The sequence below is a fragment of the Aquimarina mytili genome (assembly GCF_016735115.1).
GTDB classification, from domain to species: Bacteria; Bacteroidota; Bacteroidia; order Flavobacteriales; family Flavobacteriaceae; genus Aquimarina; species Aquimarina mytili.
In genome coordinates, this window is sequence record NZ_JAERQJ010000009.1 from 65,347 (window position 1) to 88,117 (window position 22,771).

The window sequence follows — 22,771 nt, forward strand, 5'->3', positions numbered from 1 at the left end:
TTACACAAACATTAAATAGGAATGCAGTTTAAACATCCCGAATTTCTCTACGCACTTTTTGCTCTAATCATTCCTATTCTGGTTCATTTGTTTCAACTACGAAAGTTTCAAAAAGTAGCTTTCACCAATGTTCAATTTTTAAAAGCGGTTACGATACAAACTCGTAAAAGTTCAAAACTCAAGAAATGGCTTACTCTTCTTGCTCGTTTATTGGCATTAGCGGCTATAATCATAGCATTTTCTCAACCCTTTTTAGCTTCAGATGAAATTGTAGGTAAGAAGAGTGAAATTGTTATATATCTTGATAATTCGTTTAGTATGCAAGCCAAAGGTTCTAAAGGACCTCTTTTGAAACGTGCAGTTCAGGAAATTCTTAGTGACATACCCGAAGAAGAAACCATATCACTTTTTACGAATACTGAAACATTTACTAAAATTACCAAAAAGGATATTCAAAATGAGTTGCTACAGTTAGACTATAGTTCTAACCAACTACCTTATAATGCGGCATACTTAAAAGCCAAACAATTGCTTAGCAAATCTCCAGAAACTATTAAGCGTATTATTATGGTTTCTGATTTTCAACAAAAAGAGGATGTATTTGTATTACCAACAGACACAGATACAAAAACCAACCTAGTACAATTACAACCAGTTACTAGGCAAAATATAGCTCTGGATAGCTTGTATTTGCTACGAAACCCCAATAATGACTTAATGCTTCAAGTTATTTTGAGTAATTCTGAAGCTAATCTTGAAAATGTATCTGTGGCATTGTATAATGATGATCAATTAATTGGAAAGACTTCAGTTTCGATTCCTAAGAACAGTAAAACTAATACAGAGTTTCGCCTAGCTGAAAACACAAAAATTAATGGGCGAATTATTATTGAAGATCCGGCAATTACTTTTGATAATTCAAGATACTTTACTATTAATACTCCTGAAAAAATAAAAGTTGTTGCTATAAATGAAGCTAGTGATAATTTTATTAAAAACATCTATACATCAGATGAGTTTTTATTAATTAGTAATTCTATAGAAACACTTAATTATAATGATATTAGTGATGCCAATTTGGTTGTGATTAATGAAGTTAAACAAATACCAATATCATTGATTAATGCTTTAAAACCTTTTATTAATCAGGGTGGAAATGTCTGTTTTATTCCTGCTATACAAGGAGATTTAGTTTCGTACCAACAATTTATCAATAGTTTTTCTAGAACTACCTTACTTGCAGAAAACACTCAGGAAAAAAAGATTACAAGTATAAATTTTTCTCATCCGTTATTTAAAGGGGTGTTTGATAAAAGGGTAGTAAATTTTCAATATCCGAAAGTAAATAGCTACTATCAAGCCAATGCGACAAATGTGATATTGTCTTTTGAAGATAACAGTCCATTTTTATATAAAACTAATGGTATCTATGTATTTACTGCGCCAATCAACAATGAGAATTCTAACTTTAAGAACTCTCCACTAATTGTCCCTACCCTATACAATATTGGAAAACAAAGTTTACAACACACCGATATATCATATACTATAGGCCAAACAAATTCATATGATATACCGATATCATTAGGTCAAGATGGTATTTTATCATTGGTCTCAGATGAGGAAAGCATTATTCCGTTACAACAAAATTATCCCAATAAAGTGCGCATAACTACTGGAGAGGTTCCTACCAAAGCCGGTATATATAAACTACAAGATAAAAAAGGTGCTATAATACAACATATAAGTTATAATTATAATAGTTCTGAAAGTAGTTTACTGTATTATGATCTTACTACAAATGCAGGTTATCAGGTCAACGAATCAATCACAGCACTTTTTGATCAAATAAAAGAAGAGACTAGTGTTAATGAACTTTGGAAATGGTTTGTTATTTTTGCCCTGATATTCCTATTAATCGAAATACTACTATTAAAATATCTGAAATGAACTTCTTACTAAAGGCTGCTACAGTAATAGATCCAAAATCACCTTTTCATAAAAAAACAGTTGATATACAGATCGAAAATGGCATTGTTACAGATATAAATACTTCTATTAAAGCTAAAGATAATAGCAAAGAAATACAATTAGAAAACCTCCATGTCTCTAGAGGATGGTTTGACAGCAGTGTAAGTTTTGGAGAACCTGGATACGAAGAAAGAGAGACCATTGAACATGGCCTTGAGGTAGCCTCCAAAAGTGGTTTTACGGGCATAGCACTAAACCCAAATACCCTTCCTATTACAGACACTAGTGCATCTGTGGGGTTCTTAAAAGGGAAAGCTCAACATAGTGCCGTAAAACTATATCCTATAGGAGCATTAACCGTGAAATCTGAGGGAGTAGATATGGCAGAGCTGTATGATATGAAACAAGCTGGTGCCATTGCTTTTGGGGATTATAAGAAATCAATACAAAACCCTAACTTGTTAAAAATTGCTCTTCTCTACGCTCAAAACTTTAATGGATTAGTCTTATCGTTTCCACAAGAAAATCATATTGCTGGTAAAGGAATGGTAAATGAAGAACAACAAAGTACACTATTAGGTTTAAAAGGAATACCAGCTCTTGCAGAAGAACTACAAGTTGCAAGAGATCTTTTTCTATTAGAGTACACGGGTGGTAAACTACATATTCCAACGATTTCTACAGCAAAATCAGTAGCATTGATAAAAGAAGCCAAAAACAAGGGTTTACAAATAAGCTGTAGTACAAGTATTCACAATCTACTACTTACTGATGCAGAATTGGTAAGATTTGATTCAAATTATAAAGTACTGCCTCCATTAAGAACTAAGACAGATGTTGATGCATTGCAACAAGGAGTAAAAGATGGCATTATTGATATGGTGACCAGCGACCACCAACCTATGGATATTGAACATAAAAATGTAGAGTTTGATAATGCAAAATATGGCACTATTGGTTTAGAAAGTGCATTTGGTACACTTAATACTATCTTTGGAGTTGAAAAAACAGTGTCAATGCTTACCAAAGGACGATCAGTTTTTGAGATCGAAAATGACACTATAGATATAAACAGTACAGCAGATTTATCATTGTTTAATCCAGAAGGAAATTCAACTTTTACTATAGATAATATACTTTCATCATCAAAAAATAGCGCTTTTCTTCAAAAATCAGTGAAAGGTAATGTGTTTGGTATCGTGTCAGATGGGAAAATAATACTCAAGTAAATTTATATACAGGGGCTAAACATGTTTATGCCTTTTTTAATAACAATAACAGAACACTTCGACAAGTCAGTGTTAATAAAATAATACATCAATCATGCAATCAGATTATGCAAAACAAGGAAAAACAGCGGCCATTGTTGCTTACATTACAATTATAGGTACCATTGTTGCTTTTTTTATGAATCAAGATAATAAGAACATGTTCGCCAGTTTTCATATTAGGCAAGCATTAGGAGTAAATATCTCGTTTTACATTTTGGGTGCTTTAGTTAGTATTTTTGATTCATGGGCTATTTCCTCAGCGTTTTACATATTTATTATTGTACTGTGGGTATTTGGTCTAATTACGGCAATACGAGAAGAACAAAAAACAGTTCCCATCCTTGGACCTTTATTTCAAAATTGGTTTAGTTTTATCAAGTAATTCCACCAAAATCATATATTTTTAAAAAGAATGCAAGCAAAATCACTGTCTTTACATCACATTATTAAAGAGCCCTCTATAAAAAAAGAAAATACTCCTGTTCTATTCATGTTTCATGGTTACGGGAGTGACGAAAATGATCTTTTTTCATTTGCCACAGAACTACAAGAAGAGCTATTTATAATTTCTGTTAGAGCTCCTTATCCTATGCAGCCTTATGGCAATGCGTGGTATGCAATTTATTTTGATGCGGCACAAGGAAAATTTAGCGATGATCAACAAGCGATAAAATCTAGGGATAAAATTGCTTATTTTATAGATGAGGCTGTAAAAGCATATGATCTGGATCCCAATAATGTAACATTACTTGGATTTAGTCAAGGAACAATCTTAAGTTATGCCGTAGCACTATCGTATCCGGAAAAAGTAAAGAATGTAATTGCATTAAGTGGATATCTCAATGAAGATATTCTTAAAAATGGATATGATGCTAATGATTTTTCAAAATTGAATATCTATTGCTCACATGGAAGTGTTGATCAGGTAATCCCCATAGATTGGGCACGAAAAGCTCCTGAGCGCCTTGCTGAAATAGGGATTGACACTAGTTTAAATGAATTTCCTGTAGGTCATGGTGTGGCTCCTCAGAACTTTTATCAATTTAAAGATTGGTTGAATAGTTTAATCTAATGTAACTTATTTAATTAACCTTTTGTTTAGTAAATCCCTTGCAATTTCTTTGTAAGACCTTCCAATTGGAAACACCCCACTGTCATTGGTTACACTATTATTATCAAAACGCTTTACCTGTGCAATGTTAATAATATACGAACGATGAATGCGGATAAAATCCTTGGGTGGTAACTTCATCTCAAATTCTGAAACAGACATAAGACTTATATGAGTTTCTTTTGTTGTAACAATTTTTATGTGGTTTTTAATGGCTTCAATTTGCAAAATGGTAGAGAAATCGATTTTTACAAAAGCCCTTTCCGATTTTACGAAAATATGATCTAATACTTCTGGGGTTTCTATAGCTATTTCAGTTTCATTCTTTTTAGTATTAATTTGTTCATCACCTTTATGAATTAACCGTTTTATACGTCCAATTGTTTGAAGAAACCTATTGAGACCAATAGGTTTTAGTAAATAATCAACCACTTCTAACTGAAACCCTTCGATCGCATATTCGCGATGAGCCGTGGTAAGCACAGTTAAGGGTTGTTTTTTTAGCATCTTCAACATAGAGAGCCCTGTCATTTTAGGCATTTGAATATCCAAAAATAGCACATCTACTTCTAAATCATCTATCATTAAAAATGCTTCAACGGCACTATGAAAAATACCGACGATCTTAAAATCAGGTACGTTTTCTAAGTGCTTGGCTATAACTTTCGTAGCCATTTCTTCATCATCAATAATTATACAGTTGATTTTTTGAGTCATACACTTTCAGATAATGTGATTTTCAAATTCACTTCAAACATTTCTCCTCTTTCAATATGTAATTCATGCCTTTCGGGATAAATCAATTTTAATCTCTTAGTAATGTTTTTCAAGCCAATACCCGACTTCAAATTACTATCAATTGACAATTCATTATATGTATTTCTAATCGTAAAATTTAAAGTATCCTCTACTATTTCTATTTTTAAATCTATTATAGATTTCCCTTCTTCTTTTGCGGGGCCATGTTTGAAGGCATTTTCAACAAAAGGTAATAAAATTAAGGGAGAAATATAGACATCAAAAGGGATCACAGACTTTTGATATGTAAAATCTAATTTTCGATCATATCGCAGTCGTTCCAACTCAATAAAATTTTCTAAATTATCAATCTCAGAAGCTATTAAAATCAGTTCAACATCGCTATCATAAAGTAAATATCCCAATATTTCAGAAAGCTTGATAATGGATTCTCCCGCACTTTTATTATTTGACAATACCATCCCATATATATTATTAAGGGTATTAAACAAAAAATGGGGCTGAACTTGGTTTTTTAAGAAGCGTAACTCAGCCTCTATTTTTTCTTGTAATAGGGTTTGATTACGCTGGCGCTCTTGTAAAAAGTTCTGAAAAAACTTTATCCCCAGCACTAAAGAAGTAATATATATTAGTTCTATACCCTTATAAATAAAACTGGCATGATCAGTATAATATCCAGTTTTGCTCAAAATAGTGGGATAAATGATCTCAAAATATAACAATAATAACATCCAACCAAAGATACCAGCCGTTATCGTTGTGGTTATTATAAACTTAAGATACAACTTTTTATACAAGTATTTTGGCATTAAAAAATATGCAATAAAATAAGCACAACCCATTTTAATCGGAAGCACTAATAATTCATGACAAATGCATTGCCAAATTGTTCTATCATAAACTGTAAAATAATTGGTCAGTATATATAAAACACTCCAAAAACTCCAGTATAGGAGATGTCTACCTATACGTTCTCGTGTCCAGGTATTATAAGTTTTCAACCAATTCATACTACTATATTACGACTAATTATGATCTATGACGTTAAAGAGTTCAATTTTCATGACTAAGGTTTAAAAAAAAAGGACGAACGACCCCTTAGCATATAAACATGTATTAAAACCGGAATCTAAGCAGTTTATCCTCAATTACATATCTTTAGAGTTGTCCGAATTCAGATTTATATCACTCGTCCTATTTCTCAAAATGGCATCACCTCTTACCCTACATTTGATGAAAACAATAAAATTTATTCATCATGAAAACGCATTTAACCTTAGTTTTAGTAGTTTTTTTATATACTGTAAGTTTTGCTAACGATAGCTTTAAAAACATAGTATTAGTTTCTTCAGAAAATAAGAATATAACACTTGATTATTTTGGTTTTGAAAGTATAGAAACCTCGCTAATCATCAAAGATCGATCAAACATAGTTTTGTTTAATGAAACTGCAAAAAAACCTGATCTTTTACAACAAAAATTTTCTTTAAATGAATTAAATGGAGATATGTTTATAATACGTATTGAAAATAAATACAAGAGTATAGAGGCAACATATAAATATGATGGAGAAACAGCAATGGCCCAGGGACATCCAAATGAAATTTTTAAGCCTATTTTCATTAAAAAAGAAAAAGAGGTCTTACTATATGTACTAAATTCATTACAAAGAAAGGTGGTTATTGATATTGTTGATGAGTATGGAAATACTTTGGTTTCAAAAATTGTATCATCCAAATCCGTGATCAAAAAATTATTCGATTTTTCATCCTTTACCTCAAAAGCGAAAATACGAGTAAGTAATGGCGAGTATTTTGTTCAAGAATTTAATTTTTAGTGTAGTTTAACTCTGTTTTTAAGAATGAATTTGCCTTTAAACTTCATCTATCATTCTTATATCAGATTAAGAAATAATATTAGAATTTAGAACTAAGCTTATTTATTAATAATTATGATATAGACAACACAAACAAAACTCTTAAAATACTCATAATTAATAACTTGAAATTGAATTTATCTGATTTTTAAATTATATTTAAGAAGTAAAACTTCAACTTAAATATACTATAACATGAAAAAATTCAATGCATTAATTGCACTCATGCTATTATTGAGTGTTTTTTTTGTTGCATGTGAGCAACAAGACACCGAATCAACAATAAATCAAGATGTACCAGATGAGGTACTCAATGCGCTAAAAGCTTCAGGATTTAATGTTACAGATCAACCCCCAATTGAATTTAAAAATGGCTACCTTGTAGAGGGTGACATTTATCTTCCACTTGCAGACATTATGAGTCCGAGTAAAAAAGGTGATGGTATTACCATTTCTCAGAAACAATACAGCACCAATAACCTTGTTGCTACTAATGGAAGTAGGAATATCACTGTATTTGCCAGAGAAGGTGGGCGAGCCGGATTCGATGCTGTTACTTCTACCGCAATAGACATGGCTATTGATCGCTATAACGCTGAGGAACTAGAGATTACTTTTGAAAGAGTAAACAGTGTAAGAAATGCCGATATTGAAATTACAAGATTAAACTTTTTCTTTGAACTTTTTGGCATTTTAGGTTCTGCGGGATTCCCTACGGATGCAGGTGATCCATTTGATGACATTTCGTTAAGTGGAGTGTTAAATGCAAATTTTGGTATCTCTACTGAAGGTATTGCAACAATTGTAGCTCATGAGTTAGGTCATTGTATTGGTTTTAGACATACAGATTTCTTTGACAGAAGTATTTCTTGTGGTGGAGATCCAGTTAACGAAGGTGAAGGTGATGTTGGTGCTAATCTTATACCCGGTACTCCTGAAGGAGCTACTCTTGAAGCTGCATCTTGGATGTTATCTTGTACAGATTTAGGTGATCGACCTTTTAATGAAGATGACATTACTGCACTTAACTTCCTGTATTAATATTAGATATGGAAAATAAGGCAAGGTTTCTTGGATAGAGATCAAGTAAAAAAGAAAAAGCCTTATAAGTTCTTAAAGAACTTATAAGGCTTTTTTATTCTTAATATACATCCTTATCCCGCAGGACTAAATCTTCTTTTAATTTTCTGATCTAGTACTTTGTGTATTAGCTTTTTGATATCGTCATTAGTTTTTCGTCTTACTACAGCTATTAAGTTGATAAAATTTATAGGTATAATCGTAAGTACTCCTCTATTGCATTCTTCATCCTTTATTCTGTCAACAAAATACTTAACATAAGCATTGTTTTTATTCGAATGAGAAAATTTCTTTTTTGTTTCCTCAATTTCAGGTAATGAGAAAGAAATTTCTATAACATCTTTTTTCACCTCGTTTAAATGAAAAAGGTCTATAATTTTGTTTTTTGCATTTATCACGCTATCACTACTTCTACGGGTGGGTTTTGGATATACATATCGCCAATATTTACACGCCGCGACATATACTATTGGATTCATGGTTACGCTTACCATGTACACTTTTTTAGATAAGTTTTTCAACTTAGTTTTAATCATGGTATTCATAATGATACTTTTTGGAAAATATGAACCGCGCTCCTCTCCTATTACTCCGATACCCGGTCTAACGTATAAATTTTTTGGAATGTTTGGGTCCTGACAATACATAAAATAAGCGAGACCTATATCTTTACCATTTTTTTTCATGATATAAACGTCCATCTTTTCCAGTTTAGAAAACATTTTTCTAAAATCTGTAAGAGATACTTCGTCGCTAATTGCATTTTTAAATAGGGTAAAAAGCCTATTTTCAAAAGAAGAATTCTCTTCAATCTTCACAACTTTGTGATGTTCAAGCTTTGTCATTATTTTGGGTTTATTGGGGTGATGTAGACATTCTAAAATATTAGTTAGAAATCGTACAAATATTTTTTACAAATTTAATTGTTTTGTAAGCTTAAAAATGTAGTTTTACGCAATTAAATGACATGTTAACGCCTTGTTAATTTTTAAAATGTAATTCCTTAATAAACAATAGCTTAAACACATAAATAGTATCCAGAATACGGTTTTAACTTACTAATTTTGATGGTATTACATGTTATCTCAAAGTATCATCTTTCATACCTAAAAAATTGAGAATACGTAATTTAATTTGTTAATTATTTACTAAAAATAAAATCTACTGCAGTTCTTTTGAGGATATATTATTGCAAAATTTTTAGAGTTAAAATATTACTTAAAATCAATTAAAAAACAGTAATATACAAGTAAAAATAAGTGCGTAAGTTAGTAGTAAATACCTATGGTATTGTAGCCAATTTTAAATGTGCTCAGCATATTAATTAACTTTTGAAATTTATGGTAAATAGATTTCAAGGGTTTGTTAAATATTAAGAATTATACTATTTTTTTTATCGATACTTATCATTTAATCCTATGCCATTTAAAATCATCGGCATAATTTTTTCAACTCTGGACAAACGGGTAGCTTCACGTTTTGCAGTAGCAATATATTCAATAAATTCTTTTTGTTTAAAGGGTGTAAACTGCTCAAAAGATTGTTTTAATGTATTATTTTCTGTTAAAGCGCTGCTTAATTCCGAAGGTATTTCAAGTGCTTTTGATTTCTCTGGTTTAATCTCTTTGCCTTCTTTTTGATTTTGAATTGCCTCTTCTACATAGCGAAGTACTAAATTTTGATCTATTTCATCTTTCAAAGTAAATCGCCACTGCCTTAAGCCTTTGGTTTTACCTTCTTGTGCATTTATTAATTTCTTGTGATGGTCTTTCAAAAAAACACCTTGATAAAACCAAATCCCTACATAAGATTTAAATGCTCCGATGCCGACTACATTTTTACCATCTACTGTATACACGGGAACACCCCATTTTATAGTTTCTTGCATATCAGTAGATAGCATAATTGACCTTATGACCTCTAATTGCTTTCTCCAATTTCCTTTTTTTGCAATAAATTCATCTACAGATTTATTTTTTTCCATCTCTACTCATTTTTACTTATTTTTTCTTTCCAATCCTTTCTACTTAGCTGATATACCAAACAATCGCTACTATTAAAACTTCTCTTTTCTATAAATGTAAATCCAAAATTCTCATAAAACCTAATTGCATCATGATTAGATTCGAGAGGGTCAATCAAAATAGATACAACTTCAGGGTTTTTGAAGCAGCGATCTACTGCCATTTCCATCATTTTTGAACCATAGCCTTTTCCTAAATCTTCTTTTTCTCCAATCCAAATATCAATTGCACGTAAATTTCTAGGTATGTTTCCCCAATAATGCGACTCTTCTTCTGCAGGATCTATTATTTGTATACAACCAATAGGTCTTCCGTCGAGTTCTGCTATAAGCTGTTCTCTCCATTCAGGAAATTTCAAAAGTTCATTTTCCCAATCCCAATCTTCATCCGGATCCGAATCAATAACATGTTGTTGTTTATCCCAATACTCCAAAAGATCTAAATCATTAATTGTTGCTATGCGTAGCGTGATATCCATTTCATATTAAGCTTCTTTATAAATATATAAATCAGATTAAAGCCATGCATTTTAATTTATATTTATTTTTTTAATCCCTAACAGGTATAATATAACACCAGGACCAGATTTTATCTTTCCTGTTTTCCATTCAAAATTTTCTTTTTGATCTACTTGTTCAATAAGTTCGTTCATTTCTTTTACAGAATATGTTCTTAATGACGATACAATTCCGTCCCAAAGCACAAAGATGGGTACAATGGGTATAAAGTACGTAAAGAGGATACGACCAATGGTAAATGGTTTGATAAAAGGTGTTATAAAAAGTACACTTATAGGAGAAAATATCATAGCCAGAATACTGGGTATACTCCGCTCTTGCGCTTCAAATATTGCTATCGAAGTATTAGAATCGACTGCATTTTGCAATATTTTTTTGGCATCTTCTGGTTTAAAATGATGCAAAGACAAAAATTGCGTTCTTACTCCTTTTAATTCTTCTGGGACATTTCTTGCATCTACGGGTGTTTCTCGATATTCAAAATTTTTGGCTTGTTCTTTTGTATGTTCAAAAGCCTGTATGTTAGGATAATAATCTGTGAGCATTATTTTTAAATCTGGAATATCCTTCTTTAATTCAGTATTTAACCAGATTAATCCACCACCTCCACCAGACCCAAGGTCAATTATTTGATTTGTATTGCTTTTCTGAAGGACATCTTTGATAAGCGGTACAACAGGTTTATACATTTTAGTCTTATTCGACAAAAACTGTAAAAAATCTGTTCCATAATTCCGTAAAAAAGATGGAAACCACTTTTGATCTTCAAATTCGAATACATGGATTCTTTTCATTTTGCATACTTTGCAGTCTACACTATAAATTTAATCCATTTTATTCAAAACTATAACTCAAATACTATCTTCTTCGCGTTGTTAGAGTTCCATTCGAAAGTAATTTCTAAAGTTTTCTTACTTTCATTCCAATCAAAAGACGAAGACTTCTCTCCTATTGCAACAGATTTTGGTGTCGTTTCTACATTATGAACTACCAAAGTAATATTTCTGTTGTTTGAAGTATACTCCTTACCTTTATCCGCAGATAGCTCAATAGAAAGCTTCTCTGGCGTAGTTTTACTCTTAAATTTTAATATTTCGTATTTCCCTTTTTCAAACGCATTAGGTGTTTTACCATCATCTTCATATAACTTTCCTGATCCAGATTCAACAATAGGATCATGGTAATAATGTAACGTCAAATCTTTGGTAGAATACGCATCTGTAGTTTGAACTGGTTCTACCATTGGGATAAAAGATCCTCCTTTTACAAATACCGGAATATAATCCTCAACAACTTCTACTGTTTTATATACGCCGCCTTCATACTTCTTATCTGTAAAGAAATCATACCAATTTGCACCTTTGGGAAAAGGTATATCCATTGAGGCTATTCCTGATTTTACTACAGGTGAAACCAAAAAATTGTCTCCCCATAAATATGCGAAACTAACCTCGTATAATTCTTTATTATTTTTCTCCTCAAAAAACAACGGACGCATTAAAGGTAATCCAGTCTGATTATTATCAAAAGCTATGGTATAGTTATAAGGTAGTAAGCTATATCTAAGCTCTATACTCTTCTTTGCTAATGCTTTGGTCTTTTTATCATGAAAAACAGGCTCTGGTGCGATATGTTCTTGTGCATGTGGCCTAAATATTGGTTGAAACACACCATATTGTAACCAACGTGTGTACAATTCGGGATCAAAAGTTTCTCCGCCAGCAAATCCACCTAAATCAGAGTGCATATACCCCATTCCTTGCATTCCCATTTGTAATGCAATTTCGGTTTGTGGTTGCAATCCTCCCCAACTTCTGCTCACATCACCCGACCAAGGGATCATACCGAATCGTTGAGATCCAGAATATCCTGCTCTCATAAGGATAAATGGTCTTTGATCAGGAAAATCTTTTTGATATCCTTCTTGTACTAACCGTGCCCAATCATGTCCATAAATGTTATGTACTTCATCAGCACTACCGGTGGCATGTTGCAGATCTGAAGGGTGTACTTCGGGTTCTCCAAGATCTCCCCACCATCCTGCAACTCCATAGTCTTTGGTGTATTGTTTATAAATATTCCAAAACCAATCTTTTCCTTTTGGATCATAAATATCTATGATTCCTGTATTTCCAAAATAAAAATCATAGGTAAATGGATTTCCTATAGAATCTTTGCCCAAAACGCCTTTCTTCACAGCATCATCCCACGTTTTTGAGGTTGTAAGTACAAATGGTTCAGTAATCAGTACAGTTTTTACTCCTTTAGCAGTAAAATCATTGATCATTTTCTTGGGTGTTGGAAAAGAATCATTTAAAAACTCAAGGTTACCCATATGACCCTTAATATCTTTGCCAAACCAATATATATCTAAAATAACGGCATCAAGAGGTATGCTATCCTGTATAAATTTGTCTACTGTTGCTCTGGTTTCTTTTTCAGAATGATATCCAAAACGACTGGCAAAATTACCAAAAGCCCAACGTGGTGGTAATGGTTGTTTTCCAGTAAGGTCTGTATATTCATTCATTACATCTTTCCAATCATTTCCAGCAATTACCTGATATGTTTTTCTACCATTAATTGTTTCGTACGCTAATGAGTTATCTTTCTTACTATCGATATCCAAAAATCCAATAGGAGTATTATCAAAATGTACGGCATATATTTTAGAAGAGAGTACCAAAGGCATGGTAAAGTTCATCAATTCAGAGTGGGTTTCATACCCATAATGTGCTCTATTATATAACTGCAGTCTTTTTCCTCTTCTATTCATTCCTACTACTCTAGCTCCTGCTCCATAGATTACTTCATCGCTATCCAGATTAAAGTCTAAAATTTCTGTAGAATCTGTTTTTTGATATCCATTTTTCTCTGAAATTAACTCTTTTCCTTTATAAGAATATGAAATTTTGAACGGTTCCCTGTTGATAGAAACATCAATTCCGTTAGTGTTTATCGTCAACGTGCTGTCATTCTCTAATACAATCATTTTAATTGTATTAGGCTTTTTAACTACGGCATGGGATTCTGAGTTAAATGTTTCTCCTTCGGGAATAAAACTAGTTTCAATGATTTTATCAGAATACGGCTTAATAATATATTTACCATCATCTTTATAAACTTCAACATATGAATCATAGGCCTTATAGCCTTGATATGGACCTTCATAGTTCTTTTTACAAGAAATACTTGTAATTGCAATTGTTATACATAATAAAAAGGGAATAAATCTGATATTCATCTTATGATAAGTTTAGCTTTTGATCGTAAAGAAATCAAATATAACTGAATCCACATAGAATCAAAGTATAGGACCACACAGGCCATTAAAATTATTGAATTTTCAATAAAATCCATTCTATGTCGCAAGAATCACAAAATATCACTATAACGTTATAGTTTGGATATAGGGTACATCTATAGCGCATCTACAAAATGATAAAACACCTAACCCTATCTTAATCACTTTAGTGATTCTTATGATTTATAGAGTTGAAGAATTGCTTTTTTAGCTGTTGAAGAAACCGATTTTCTAGAATCCATACTTATCTTATCTAAATGAGGTTTAATCCACTTCTTTAAATCAGGATCTTTTTTGCTCCAAGAAGCTAATGTCTTTATTGTAGTATTCAAAACGATCCAATCATTATGATTAATAAGGTTTTTCTTCAGAATTGTTTTGGCTTTTCCAATTTGATCTGTAGACATTTGTGCGGTAAGCTCTAAAAACAATTGTGCAATTGTCCATTGCGTAGATGCCTGATCAATTTTTGAAATTTCCTCAAGAAACTTATCAATATAAGGTGTTAACCAAGATTTATCTTCTTTACAAATACGTTTAAAAGCATTTGATGTTCTTAGTCGCACAACTTCATCATTACTGAAGTAGCATTGATACAATTCTTCTAATTTACTCTTATCTTCAAGAATAATATCAACCACTTCAATAGTTTTTCCTAAAGAATTAGGATGTCCCCCAGTTAACATAGTTTCGAAGCTTTCCATAGAAATTTAATTTTCCTAATTCCTGGGATATAAGAATGATTTTTCAACTTCAAAATCTACCACTCCATCTTTCCGTACTTCATAGGTAATAAAAAGTTCTCCCCAATAGACCCCATCAGTAAAATCAGCAATAATCCATTTGTGATTTAGTAGTCTTACTTTATTAATGGCCATATTACCTTCCATCCCAACATAAGGTATTATTGGGTTATCTGCTCCTGGTTTATTCTCTCCTATGATTTTATCACTAATTGTTAAAGCCAATTTGTTTGGATCATATCCCATTTCTTCAAAATAACTTACAGCATCTTCATTACTTTCTAATGTAAAATACGTTAGATCCATATTAGATTCGATAAGAGAATCTATTACATCTTTTTTAGAAGATTCTTGTTCTTTTAGTCTTTTGTTTAAGTTTTCAATTTTAGCATCGTAAGATTCTTGGGCTTTTTTAGCATTCATAAACTGGAAAAGCACAAATAATGCTGTAAAGATAAATAGGTATAAAAAAATCTTACTCTTCATATTTTATATAGTTATTTTTAAATTATCGTATGCTATAAAGACATTAGCAGGTAATTCTTTCTCTACTTCAGCATGAAATCCAAGCATATGACTTATATGCGTCAAAAAGGCTCTTTCTGGCTGTATTTCTTTAATAAATTCTAAGGCTTCTTCTAAATTAAAATGTGAATGATGTGGTTCTATTCTTAATGCATTAACCACCAAAACTTTTACGCCCTTCAATTTTGACTTTTCCTGTTCTTCTATAGTTTTAACATCGGTCAAATACGCAAAATCTTTAAATTTAAATCCAAATACTTGTAACCTATTATGCATCGTGTTTATTGGCATCACATCAAGATTACCTAGGGTAAAGGATTGATTTTTCAATTCATTTTCTATTACGCTAGGGGCTCCAGGATATTTATTTTCAGAAGCAAAAATATAGTCAAACCTTGTTTTTAGAGCCTTTAATACCCTTTCATGTGCATAGATTGGAATATCTCCTTGTCTAAAAAAGAAAGGTCGGATATCATCTAATCCCATAGTATGATCTGCATGTTCATGGGTAAATACGATACCATCGATTCTAGACACATTATTGGATAGCATTTGTTGCCTAAAATCCGGTCCACAATCCACAACATAAGTATACTCATCCCATGATACAAGAACCGATACCCGTAATCGTTTATCTCTAGGGTCATTACTCAAACATACAGGGTGATCACTACCAATAATAGGAATCCCTTGCGATGTACCAGTACCGAGAAATATTACTTCCATAATTGTCAGACTACAGCAAATGTAATTATATTTTTTTGGCAAAAAATATATGAATATGCTAATTATTACAATTGATAGGTATAAAATGCAGAAATTTACGTTCTGATTTTTTTAATAATTATCGTATTAGTACCTTTACAATAAACAAAAAAAGCCCTTTTTACTATGCCTATCACGATAATGGGAGATAAAGAATTTGAATCTGTCCCTTCGATTAAGAGTAAAGCATTACGCATAAATTTGAATCAAAATATCTATGGTACTTTTGCAGAGATTGGTGCTGGCCAGGAAACCGTTCGTAATTTTTTTAGAGCGGGTGGTGCTTCTGGTACTATCGCAAAAGCGATGAGTGCATATGATAAGGATTTTAGTGATGCTATCTACGGAATAGAAAATGATAAACGCTATGTCACTGAAGCTAGGTTAAAAAAAATGCTAAAGCATGAAGTTGGCCTTGTCGAACAAAGAATTTCTAGAGAAAAACATCCTAACAAACTATTTTTTAGTTATGCCAATACTGTAGCAACAATTGATTTTGCTAAAAAATATAAAGGACATGGTTGGGTAGGTATTCGATATCAAACAACGCCTAACGAAGATTATAATGAAATCACATTACATATCCGTTTTCATGAAAATGATGCTAGATTACAACAAATGACCCTTGGGGTTTTAGGTGTAAATCTTATATATGGAGCATACTACAAGTATGACAATCCTAAAAAATTACTACGATATCTATATGACCACCTGGATAAAGATCAGATAGAAATTGATACCATTAATTTTTCTGGACCAAGATTTACCAAAGTTGATAATCGCTTGATGAGTTTACAACTTGTTAAAAACGGAATGACCGAAGCTGTAATGTTTGGTCCTGATGGTAATAATATATTGCCAGCTGCAATTTTGTATAAGAAAAATATATTGGCACTAAGGGGTAGTTTTAGACCTGTAACCAAGGTTAATATAGATATCTATAAGAAGTCACTTAATATATTTCTAAACGAAAACAAGGTCAATAAGGATAAGACTGTGGTAATATTTGAGATTACCTTATCCAATTTAAGAGCCGAAGGTGAAATCGATGAAGCCGACTTTATGGCAAGAGCGAGATTATTATGCTCTCTGGGTCATACGGTAATGATTTCAAACTTTAAAGAGTATTATCGCGTAGTAGAATACTTCTCTAATTATACCAAAGAACGCATGGCATTGGCCATGGGAGTAAATAACTTGGTTGATATTTTTGATGAAAAATACTATCGACATTTAAGCGGAGGAATTCTTGAAGCCTTTGGAAAACTATTCTTTAAAGATCTCAAAGTATATCTTTATCCACTGCATAATCATAAGACCGGGGAGGTTACAAACAGTGATAACCTTAAGGTACATCCACGTATGAAAGAATTATATAAGTTCTTTAAATACAATGGTAAATTAGTAGATATTACGGACTACGATTCTACGATAATGAATATTTTCTCTAGAAAAATACTTCAGAAAATTCAGGATGGAGAATCTGGATGGGAAGAACAACTACCCGATCTTATCCCTGAAATGATAAAGGAAAATAACTTTTTCGGGTATAAAACTCCAGAAGAGGCAGTTAAATAAACACTATAAATTAACGTGAATGTAGTTAAAGGATATCGTATCATAAAAGTGATTATCCTTTAACTACACTCAAGTTGATAATATTTACGGTACCTTTAAGATAAAGATTATAAGATCTGTGCACTATGATCTTTAGTTTTTACCTTTAAAATTATTTCAGAAATAATGCCTTTTTCATCAATTACAAATGTAGTACGATGAATGCCATCATACTCTCTACCCATAAATTTTTTAGGCCCCCAAACACCAAAAGCTTCTATCACTTTTTTGTCCTCATCTGCCAAAAGTGGGTATGGCAATTCGAACTTGTTTTTAAAATTTTGCTGGCGTTTTGCACTATCAGCGCTTACTCCCAAAATTTCATATCCCTGAGCCTGAAAAGTATGATAGTTATCTTTTAAATTACAAGCCTCTGCAGTACAGCCAGGTGTGCTAGCCTTAGGATAGAAAAAAACCACAAGTTTCTTTCCTTTATATTGATCAAGCGTAATTGTATTTCCATCTTGATCCAATGCTGAGAAATTAGGAGCTTTATCCCCTGCTTTTAATGTTGTCATTTTTTATTTTGTTTAATCTTTGGTGTTAAAATTAAAACAAAAACTACAATCTAATTACTTTTTATCAAAATTTTAATGTTTGTTCTTATATATATAGAATTCAATATTTTATACTTTAGCACAAAACAAGCACACAGGCATGACCAAACAGGAAAAGATAGAGTTTACTATAAAAACACTTCAAGAACTATATCCAAAGATACCCATACCATTAGACCACAAAGACCCATACACATTACTTATAGCGGTATTAATGAGTGCTCAGAGCACCGATGTAAGGGTGAATCAAATTACCCCTCTTTTATTTGAAAGAGCAGATAATCCGTATGCCATGATTAGATTATCTGTAGAAGAAATCAGAGAAATCATAAAACCAGTTGGATTAAGTCCAATGAAATCGAAGGGAATACATGGGTTATCAAAAATTTTAATAGAAAAACATAATGGTGAGGTTCCCCAGAGTTTTGAGGCTTTAGAGGAACTACCTGCTGTCGGACACAAAACCGCAAGTGTAGTTATGTCGCAAGCCTTTGGAGTTCCTGCTTTTCCTGTAGATACACATATCCATCGTTTAATGTATCGTTGGGGGTTTAGTAATGGAAAAAATGTAACACAAACAGAAAAAGATGCGAAGCGTTTGTTTCCTAAAGAGTTATGGAATGATCTTCATCTTCAAATCATATGGTACGGAAGAGAGTATTCTCCGGCTCGCGGATGGAATTTGGATAAAGATATTATCACGAAAACGATAGGTAGAAAAACGGTTTTAGAAGAGTACAATAAAACAAAAAAGCCTATTAAAAAATAGGCTTTAGTTTAGTTTTTAGTTTAAAATCGTTTCAAATTTTAAATCGTTATACTCAATAACGTTTAAAGATTTTGAATAATTCAGAAGAAAATCTATTGTTTTTCTTCTAGGTACTAAATTTTGTGTTTCTTCTTTTTCAGAAGGCTTAAAGTAAAATTTTGCCATATTATATAATCTTAAATTAGGGTTATTTAAAATAATAACGGCAAAAATTAAACTTTATTACATAAAACAGTTATTAATTTGTTAAAACTATATTATTTTTTTCTATAACCTTTCTCAAGTTGATTAAAGCATATCTCATTCTTCCTAATGCAGTATTAATACTAACACCAGTTTTATCGGATATTTCTTTGAAACTCATATCCTTATACATACGCATTACCAGTACTTCTTTTTGATCGTCTGGTAATTCTTGTATTAAAGCACGTAAATCTTCTTCTACTTGATCTTTAATGATTCTTCTTTCGGCATTAAGGTTTCCATCGCTGATAACAGAAAAAATACTAAATTCTCCATTATCCTCAAATTTCGGCATACGATTACCTTTTCTAAAGTGATCTATAACCAAATTATGAGCTATACGCATTACCCAAGGAAGAAATTTTCCTTCTTCATTATACTTACCATTTTTAAGCGTACGAATTACTTTAATAAAAGTATCTTGAAAAATATCCTCAGATATATCTCTATCAAATACTTTTGAATAGATAAAACTATAAATACGTTGCTTATGTCTTTCGATTAAAATAGATAAGGCACCTTCGTTACCTTTGATGTAGTCATTAACCAGAACTGCGTCTGTTAGGGTGTAATCCTTCATACGTTTACTTATTTTAGTACCAACAAGCTTGGGGCTCGGGCTATGTTAAACTTAAAAAGTAAAAGTATTCCGTATAGGCAGTTTCTTTAAATTTGGTTTATTAATGGGGCTAAGATAATAACAATCATTTAAAAACAAAGAATTTTCTGTTAATTTTTTTAACTAAACTTTCATTATCAATAGGTTATAATACTTATTTGGTAATCATTATCTTTGCGCTCTTACCGCATATTTACTATGATTCAAGACATTACTAGCATAGATCCTAAGCATAATATAATTATTAAAGGTGCTAAACTTCACAACCTGAAAGATTTAGATGCCATTATACCACGTAACAAACTGGTAGTCATTACCGGACTATCGGGATCCGGAAAATCAAGTTTGGCTTTTGATACCTTGTACGCAGAAGGTCAACGTAGGTATGTTGAGAGTCTATCATCATATGCAAGACAATTTTTGGGACGTTTAAACAAACCGAAGGTAGATTACATAAAAGGTATAGCCCCTGCGATAGCTATAGAACAAAAAGTAAACTCTACTAACCCAAGATCGACGGTAGGCACTACTACAGAAATATATGATTATCTAAAACTACTTTTTGCAAGGATTGGAAAAACATACTCCCCTATTTCTGGTAATCAGGTCAAAAAAGACAGAGTTACCGATGTAATAGAATATGTAAAATCCTTTGATGAAGGAGAAAAACTATTACTTCTTGCTCCTATTCTTATAGAAGAAGGCCGAACTATAGAAGGGAAACTAAAAGTATTACAACAACAGGGATTTGCCAGGGTAAAGGTTAACGATACCATCAATAGAATAGAAGAGGCTGCCGTGAATGAAAAAGATACTATTCATCTAGTGGTTGATCGAATTGTAAAAAAAGACGATGAAGATTTTTATAATCGCTTGGGAGATGCTGTAGATTCTGCTTTTTTTGAGGGTAAAGGTACTTGCATCATAGAAAAACTAAGTGATCAAAGTCAGCGGCAGTTTAGCAACAAATTCGAATTGGATGGATTAACTTTTCTCGAACCCAATGTACACCTATTCAGTTTCAATAACCCATATGGAGCATGTCCAGAATGCGAAGGTTATGGAGATGTTATCGGTATAGATGAAGATCTTGTGATCCCAAATACTGCTTTAAGTGTATTTGAAGGAGCCGTTTTTCCTTGGAAAGGCGATAGCATGAGCTGGTACAAAGATCAATTAATAAACAGTGCATACAAATTCGATTTTCCTATCCATAAACCTTATTTCGAACTATCACAAGAGCAAAAAGAATTGCTTTGGTCGGGTAATGATTTTTTTGAAGGAATAAATGACTTCTTTAAAGAATTAGAAGCCAAAGCCTATAAAATACAAAATCGTGTAATGCTTTCGCGCTATCGCGGAAAAACAAAATGCAATACCTGCAAAGGAAAACGATTACGACAAGAAGCAAATTATGTGAAAGTTGGTGACGCTACCCTTACAGATCTTGTTGAGATGCCTTTAAATGAACTTGCTGATTTTTTTAAAGGACTTACGCTCAATAAATATGATTCTAAAATAGCAAAACGACTTCTCAAAGAAATTAATAGCCGACTAGAGTTTCTACAAAATGTTGGATTAGAATATCTTACACTTAATAGAAGATCAAACACGCTTTCAGGTGGAGAATCACAACGTATCAACCTTGCTACATCATTAGGAAGTAGCCTAGTAGGCTCTATGTATATACTAGACGAGCCAAGTATAGGCCTACATCCCAAAGACACCGAAAAGTTAATCAAAGTACTAGAATCACTAAGAGATCTGGGCAATACTGTAATCGTAGTAGAACATGACGAAGATATCATGAAAGCTGCCGATGAAATTATAGATATTGGACCCGAAGCCGGAACCTATGGAGGTCATGTAGTAGCTACCGGTGATTTTAACGAGATCCTAAGAGCAGAATCACTAACGGCAAAATACCTTAATGGGCAACTTGAGATTGAAGTTCCGGAAAATAGAAGAACGTCAAAATATTATTTAGAAATTATTGGCGCCCGAGAAAATAACCTCAATAATATTGATGTAAAAGTTCCTTTAGGTGTGTTTACTGCTATTACCGGTGTTTCTGGTAGCGGTAAAAGTACGTTAGTTAAGAAAATTATCTACCCTTCTGTACTAAAGCAATTAGGAGGATATGGTGAAAAAGCTGGACAATTTACCGAGCTTAAAGGAAACTATAGCAATATCAAAAATGTAGAATTTATAGATCAAAACCCTATCGGAAGATCATCTCGCTCAAACCCTGTAACGTATATAAAGGCCTATGATGATATTCGTTCACTATTTGCCAACCAGAAATTATCGGGTATACGAAACTATAAATCCAAGCACTTCTCATTTAATGTAGATGGTGGCCGATGTGAAACTTGTAAAGGCGAAGGCGAAGTAACTATCGAAATGCAATTCATGGCGGATGTGCATCTTGAGTGCGAAACTTGTGGTGGAAAACGTTTCAAAAAAGATGTGCTTGAAGTTACTTTTCATGATAAGAACATCCATGACATACTCACCATGACAATCGATAATGCTATCGATTTTTTCACAGAACATAATCAAACCAAAATTCAAAGGAAATTACAACCCTTGCAAGATGTTGGATTGGGATATGTACAATTGGGTCAGAGTTCCTCTACTCTATCTGGTGGTGAAGCTCAACGAATTAAGCTTGCTTCTTTCTTAGTCAAGGGAAATACAAAAGATAAGGCCCTCTTTATTTTTGATGAACCAACCACAGGGTTACATTTTCATGATATCAAAAAATTACTGAAATCATTTAATGAGTTAATAAACAAAGGACATTCAATACTCGTTATCGAACATAATCTTGACTTGGTCAAATGCGCAGATTATATTATCGATCTGGGTCTCGAAGGTGGTAAAAATGGAGGAAACATCATTGCCTATGGCACCCCAGAAGAAGTTATCCAAAATAAAGATTCTTATACCGGGCAATATTTGAAAGAAAAACTTTAAAAACTGCATAGATAGTACTTAGACGAGTTTAAATATTAAC

The 22,771-nt window shown here is 32.3% G+C and carries 21 protein-coding genes; 9 read left to right on the top strand and 12 right to left on the bottom strand.

All coding sequences use genetic code 11. The features are described 5' to 3' along the window. Window positions 1–21: 21 nt before the first annotated feature. From JJQ60_RS18555 to JJQ60_RS18570, 4 genes are all read left to right on the top strand, one after another. Complete coding sequence (locus tag JJQ60_RS18555) at window positions 22–1,950, top strand: vWA domain-containing protein (protein ID WP_201923748.1); 1,929 nt, start codon at window positions 22–24, stop codon at window positions 1,948–1,950. Then, complete coding sequence (locus JJQ60_RS18560; RefSeq protein WP_201923749.1) at window positions 1,947–3,200, top strand: dihydroorotase; 1,254 nt, start codon at window positions 1,947–1,949, stop codon at window positions 3,198–3,200. The genes JJQ60_RS18555 and JJQ60_RS18560 overlap by 4 nt, the downstream gene beginning before the upstream one ends. A gap of 94 nt (window positions 3,201–3,294) precedes the next feature. After that, the gene (locus JJQ60_RS18565; protein ID WP_201923751.1) at window positions 3,295–3,624 is read left to right on the top strand and encodes a DUF4870 domain-containing protein; all 330 of its coding nucleotides are present in this window, start codon (window positions 3,295–3,297) and stop codon (window positions 3,622–3,624) included. A 30-nt stretch (window positions 3,625–3,654) separates the two neighbouring features. Next, complete coding sequence (locus JJQ60_RS18570; RefSeq protein WP_201923754.1) at window positions 3,655–4,314, top strand: alpha/beta hydrolase; 660 nt, start codon at window positions 3,655–3,657, stop codon at window positions 4,312–4,314. 6 nt (window positions 4,315–4,320) lie between these two features. On the opposite strand, the gene JJQ60_RS18575 is transcribed toward JJQ60_RS18570, so the two are convergent. Together JJQ60_RS18575 and JJQ60_RS18580 are read right to left on the bottom strand one after the other, a co-directional pair. Beyond that, entirely contained in the window at window positions 4,321–5,070 is a 750-nt protein-coding gene (locus JJQ60_RS18575) for a LytR/AlgR family response regulator transcription factor (RefSeq protein WP_201923758.1), read from the bottom strand. Then, window positions 5,067–6,122 (bottom strand): sensor histidine kinase, encoded by a 1,056-nt coding sequence (locus JJQ60_RS18580; protein ID WP_201923760.1) that lies wholly within the window; start codon window positions 6,120–6,122, stop codon window positions 5,067–5,069. Before JJQ60_RS18580 ends, JJQ60_RS18575 begins: the two co-directional genes overlap by 4 nt. Before the next feature lie 248 nt (window positions 6,123–6,370). On the opposite strand from JJQ60_RS18580, the gene JJQ60_RS18585 reads away from it, so the two are divergent. Both JJQ60_RS18585 and JJQ60_RS18590 read left to right on the top strand, forming a co-directional pair. Continuing rightward, a complete protein-coding gene (locus JJQ60_RS18585; protein ID WP_201923762.1) occupies window positions 6,371–6,949 on the top strand; it encodes a hypothetical protein in 579 nt (192 codons plus the stop codon). A gap of 234 nt (window positions 6,950–7,183) precedes the next feature. Then, window positions 7,184–8,029: a M57 family metalloprotease gene (locus JJQ60_RS18590; protein WP_201923764.1), complete on the top strand. Its 846-nt coding sequence runs from the start codon at window positions 7,184–7,186 to the stop codon at window positions 8,027–8,029. Window positions 8,030–8,142: 113 nt separating this feature from the next. Here JJQ60_RS18590 and JJQ60_RS18595 read toward each other — a convergent pair whose 3' ends face one another. The 8 genes from JJQ60_RS18595 to JJQ60_RS18630 form a co-directional block, all read right to left on the bottom strand. Next, window positions 8,143–8,913 (bottom strand): hypothetical protein, encoded by a 771-nt coding sequence (locus JJQ60_RS18595; RefSeq protein WP_201923766.1) that lies wholly within the window; start codon window positions 8,911–8,913, stop codon window positions 8,143–8,145. Between the two features lie 548 nt (window positions 8,914–9,461). Further along, the gene (locus tag JJQ60_RS18600; protein ID WP_201923768.1) at window positions 9,462–10,052 is read right to left on the bottom strand and encodes a YdeI/OmpD-associated family protein; all 591 of its coding nucleotides are present in this window, start codon (window positions 10,050–10,052) and stop codon (window positions 9,462–9,464) included. A gap of 2 nt (window positions 10,053–10,054) precedes the next feature. After that, window positions 10,055–10,570 carry a GNAT family N-acetyltransferase gene (locus tag JJQ60_RS18605; protein WP_201923769.1) on the bottom strand — a complete coding sequence of 172 codons (516 nt, stop codon included), beginning with the start codon at window positions 10,568–10,570 and terminating at the stop codon, window positions 10,055–10,057. A gap of 51 nt (window positions 10,571–10,621) precedes the next feature. Then, window positions 10,622–11,404, bottom strand: a complete 783-nt coding sequence (locus JJQ60_RS18610; RefSeq protein WP_201923771.1) for a hypothetical protein — start codon at window positions 11,402–11,404, stop codon at window positions 10,622–10,624. Between the two features lie 50 nt (window positions 11,405–11,454). Continuing rightward, window positions 11,455–13,854 carry a glycoside hydrolase family 31 protein gene (locus JJQ60_RS18615; RefSeq protein WP_201923773.1) on the bottom strand — a complete coding sequence of 800 codons (2,400 nt, stop codon included), beginning with the start codon at window positions 13,852–13,854 and terminating at the stop codon, window positions 11,455–11,457. A gap of 236 nt (window positions 13,855–14,090) precedes the next feature. Further along, window positions 14,091–14,618: a hypothetical protein gene (locus JJQ60_RS18620; RefSeq protein WP_201923775.1), complete on the bottom strand. Its 528-nt coding sequence runs from the start codon at window positions 14,616–14,618 to the stop codon at window positions 14,091–14,093. A gap of 15 nt (window positions 14,619–14,633) precedes the next feature. Then, on the bottom strand, window positions 14,634–15,143 hold the full coding sequence (locus tag JJQ60_RS18625) for a hypothetical protein (RefSeq protein WP_201923777.1): 510 nt from the start codon (window positions 15,141–15,143) through the stop codon (window positions 14,634–14,636). A 3-nt stretch (window positions 15,144–15,146) separates the two neighbouring features. Continuing rightward, the gene (locus JJQ60_RS18630) at window positions 15,147–15,908 is read right to left on the bottom strand and encodes an MBL fold metallo-hydrolase (protein WP_201923780.1); all 762 of its coding nucleotides are present in this window, start codon (window positions 15,906–15,908) and stop codon (window positions 15,147–15,149) included. Window positions 15,909–16,073: 165 nt separating this feature from the next. Between JJQ60_RS18630 and JJQ60_RS18635 the strand changes: the two genes are divergently transcribed. Beyond that, window positions 16,074–17,525 carry a TonB-dependent receptor gene (locus tag JJQ60_RS18635; RefSeq protein ID WP_201923782.1) on the top strand — a complete coding sequence of 484 codons (1,452 nt, stop codon included), beginning with the start codon at window positions 16,074–16,076 and terminating at the stop codon, window positions 17,523–17,525. Window positions 17,526–17,632: 107 nt separating this feature from the next. Here the strand turns inward: JJQ60_RS18635 and bcp are convergent, their stop codons facing one another. Next, entirely contained in the window at window positions 17,633–18,082 is a 450-nt protein-coding gene (bcp, locus tag JJQ60_RS18640; RefSeq protein WP_201923783.1) for a thioredoxin-dependent thiol peroxidase, read from the bottom strand. 139 nt (window positions 18,083–18,221) lie between these two features. On the opposite strand from bcp, the gene JJQ60_RS18645 reads away from it, so the two are divergent. After that, window positions 18,222–18,890, top strand: a complete 669-nt coding sequence (locus JJQ60_RS18645) for an endonuclease III domain-containing protein (protein ID WP_201923785.1) — start codon at window positions 18,222–18,224, stop codon at window positions 18,888–18,890. Between the two features lie 238 nt (window positions 18,891–19,128). Here JJQ60_RS18645 and JJQ60_RS18650 read toward each other — a convergent pair whose 3' ends face one another. Further along, a complete protein-coding gene (locus JJQ60_RS18650) occupies window positions 19,129–19,713 on the bottom strand; it encodes an RNA polymerase sigma factor (RefSeq protein WP_201923787.1) in 585 nt (194 codons plus the stop codon). Window positions 19,714–19,950: 237 nt separating this feature from the next. Here JJQ60_RS18650 and uvrA point away from each other — a divergent pair, with 237 nt between their 5' ends. Continuing rightward, window positions 19,951–22,731: an excinuclease ABC subunit UvrA gene (gene uvrA / locus JJQ60_RS18655; RefSeq protein WP_201923789.1), complete on the top strand. Its 2,781-nt coding sequence runs from the start codon at window positions 19,951–19,953 to the stop codon at window positions 22,729–22,731. Window positions 22,732–22,771 lie beyond the last annotated feature (40 nt).